The sequence below is a fragment of the Candidatus Pelagibacter communis genome (assembly GCF_001179925.1).
GTDB classification, from domain to species: Bacteria; Pseudomonadota; Alphaproteobacteria; order Pelagibacterales; family Pelagibacteraceae; genus Pelagibacter; species Pelagibacter ubique_E.
Map to the genome: position 1 here is coordinate 1 of NZ_CVSF01000026.1, position 3237 is coordinate 3237.

Consider the following 3237-nt stretch of genomic DNA (forward strand, 5'->3'; position numbering starts at 1 on the left):
TTTTGAATATATAATCTTAAATAAAATAAATATAATTATAAAACTCCCTACTATTCCATGTTCTGATAGTAATTCTAAATAAATTTGATGAGGGTGGGTATTGCAAAAGTATCTATCAGTTTTTTTTATATTATTAACTTCTTTTTTTTTACAGGTTTCAATCCTGTAATTTTTATTACCAACTCCAAACAATTTATTGTTTTGAAATACCTGAAAACCAGATGCATAAAGATTAAAATAAATAGGATCCTCTTTAAAATTTGAATAAATATGAGCAATGTATCTAATTTTTAAAAAATAAGAATTCATGATTGTAAAAACTAACAAAATAATTGTACCTGAAAGTAAAATTATTTTTGTTTTTAAATTGAATGACTTCATAAAAGATAAAAAAAGAAATAAAGCTATAAGTGCTTTTATAGCATTAGATCTTTCTCCACTTAATAATATAGCGTATAAAATTAAGATAATTAGCGCAAAACCGAATATAAATTTTTTTTTATCTTTTAATTCATTAAATAAAAAACCAATCAATATTAGATAAAATCCATTTAAAAAACCCCCTACAATAAGTTCATCTTTAAAAAAACTTACTATTCTGTGCCCATAATCCAATCCATCATACCCAAGAATATTTTTTCCCATAAAACTTTCAATAAAAACGTCAATTAAAACTATAAAAATAACTATCAGCCAAAATTTAAAAACTTTTTTGTAAAAATTTTCATCGAGAAAAAAATAGTTAAATGCTGCAAACAAAATTATAATTCTTAAAAACCCGAAATTTCTTAATAAACCCTCTGAAAAATCTAGAGAGACAAATGAATTAAAAATTAAATAAATATATAAACCAAACAAATATATTATTGGTTCACTTTTTAAAAAAAAAAAATCTCTTCTTAATATTATCAATATTATAAATGATAAATCTATCAATAAGACGTTGATGACTGAAGCTGCTGAACCAATTATCATGCTTATTGGAATGAGTGAAAATAATATAAGGAAATAGTTAAAAGTAAATTTATTAGAAATCATTATTTTTAAATTAAGTTAAATTTTTATAATTTAAATACAAGTTTTTATTTTTGGATCAATTAAAAAACTAATTAACTTTCCAAGAAACTTTTTAACTGTTTTGATCGACTTGGATGTTTAAGTTTTCTAAGTGCTTTGGCTTCTATCTGTCTAATTCTTTCTCTAGTAACTGAAAACTGTAGTCCAACTTCCTCAAGAGTATGATCAGTATTCATTCCAACGCCAAATCTCATTCTTAAAACTCTTTCTTCCCTAGGTGTAAGCGTAGATAATATTTTTGTTGTTGCCTCACCTAAATTTGATTTAATAGCTTGCTCTAGTGGCGCTAAAGCTTTTGTGTCCTCTATAAAATCACCTAAGCTACTATCTTCTTCATCTCCAACAGGTTTTTCTAAGGAAACTGGTTCTTTAGAAATTTTTAATACCTTCCTAACTTTATCTAAAGGCATTCTTAGTTTTTGAGCTAGCTCCTCAGGCGTGGCTTCTCTTCCGAATTCACTTAATATGAGTCTTTGCGTTCTAACAATCTTATTGATTGTTTCAATCATATGAACTGGAATTCTAATTGTTCTCGCTTGGTCAGCTATAGATCTAGTAATTGCTTGTCTTATCCACCAAGTTGCATACGTCGAAAATTTATAACCTCTTCTATATTCAAATTTATCAACTGCTTTCATTAAGCCAATGTTTCCCTCTTGAATCAAATCTAAAAATTGCAGTCCTCTATTCGTATATTTTTTGGCAATTGAGATTACCAATCTTAGATTCGCCTCAACCATTTCTTTTTTTGCAATTCTAGACTCTTTTTCACCTTTTTGAACTCTGCTAACTAATTTTTTAAAATCAGTAACAGACATTCCAAGTTTATGGCTAATTTCAATTAATCTTACTCTAATATTCTTAAACTCATCTTTATTTTTTGCAAAAAATTGTTTCCAAACCGTGTTAGTGTCTAAAAACTTTTTTAAATTTGGGTTAATTTCATTGCCTATATAAAATTTTATAAACTCATTTCTTGAAATTTTGTTATCCATTGCAAGTCTTAATAAATTTCCTTCTAGAGAGATTATCTTCTTATTTTCAATATAATGTTTTTGAACTAGCTCCTCTAAAACAGATGGAGATAATTGAAGAGACTTAATATTTTCTAATATATCATTGACAATTCTTTCGTAAACTTTTTCTTTTACAGGAGAAAAGGTTTGTGAATTTAAAACACATTCCAACTTTTCTTTTTGATACTTAATTAACTTGTTGTATTCTTTTGTGAGTGTGTGAACAGTCTTAAGAACTTTAGGTTTAATTTCAGTTTCCATTGCTGCAAGTGTAGGATTAAAATCATCATCATCATCCGCAGAACCTTCTTCTTTATCGGTTTCACCCGCGTTTTTTTGTTTAGCACTTGGTCCTGTACTTTCGTCCTCCATATAATTAGTATCAATATCAATAATTTCTCTAACTAAAATTTCATCTTTTTGTAATTTTTCATTCCATTCAAAAAATTGTTGAGCAGTAATTGGACTTTGAGATAAAGCAATTAACATTACATCTTTACCTGCCTCAATTCTTTTAGCAATTGCGATTTCACCTTCTCTAGAAAGTAGTTCAACACCTCCCATTTCTCTTAAGTACATTCTTATAGGATCATCACTTTTTTCGATTGTTTTTCCTTCTTCTTTAGAGGAAGACTCTTTTTTTCTTAAAACTTTATAATCAGATTTTTTTTCTACCAGTGTAATATTTTCATCTAGAATATGAATAAACGCTTGGGATAAATTTTCATCCGAAAGATTTCTCTTACCAAGAGATTTACTTAACTCTTCATAAGTTATAAATCCTCTGTGGGTTCCACGACCCATTAATCTTGCAAATGATTTAGTAATAATTCTTTCCACAGCAAATAAAGTTTGGAAGTCTTATATAATGTCAAATATACAAAAATCCATTATTAATTTAGTCAAATTAATTGAGATTTTGCTTTTTTTTAAGCTCTTTTAGCTCATTAAATGTAGTCTCGCTCATATCAACAGAAAACTTCGATTCTAACTCTTGAATCCTAAATTCAAGATCATAGTTCATAAGATCTCTAGAGATATCCTCTAATAACTCGATAATTTTTTGATCATCATCACCTTGGTTTTTAAGAATATGTTTGATGGGAGCAAATTTATTTATTTTTTCCAGCAATTGATTATCTAA

2 protein-coding genes and 1 pseudogene are annotated in these 3237 nt (G+C 27.1%); all 3 read right to left on the reverse strand.

Annotation, left to right across the window (positions count from 1 at the left end):
* Nucleotides 1-975 (reverse strand): O-antigen ligase family protein (locus AMN70_RS01765; protein ID WP_179850364.1); only part of this gene is annotated, 975 nt, incomplete at its 3' end.
* A gap of 134 nt (nt 976-1109) precedes the next feature.
* Nucleotides 1110-2933, reverse strand: a complete 1824-nt coding sequence (gene rpoD, locus AMN70_RS01770; RefSeq protein ID WP_075501301.1) for an RNA polymerase sigma factor RpoD — start codon at nt 2931-2933, stop codon at nt 1110-1112.
* A 67-nt stretch (nt 2934-3000) separates the two neighbouring features.
* Nucleotides 3001-3237 (reverse strand): annotated as a pseudogene (locus AMN70_RS01775) (DNA primase); the annotation flags it as partial.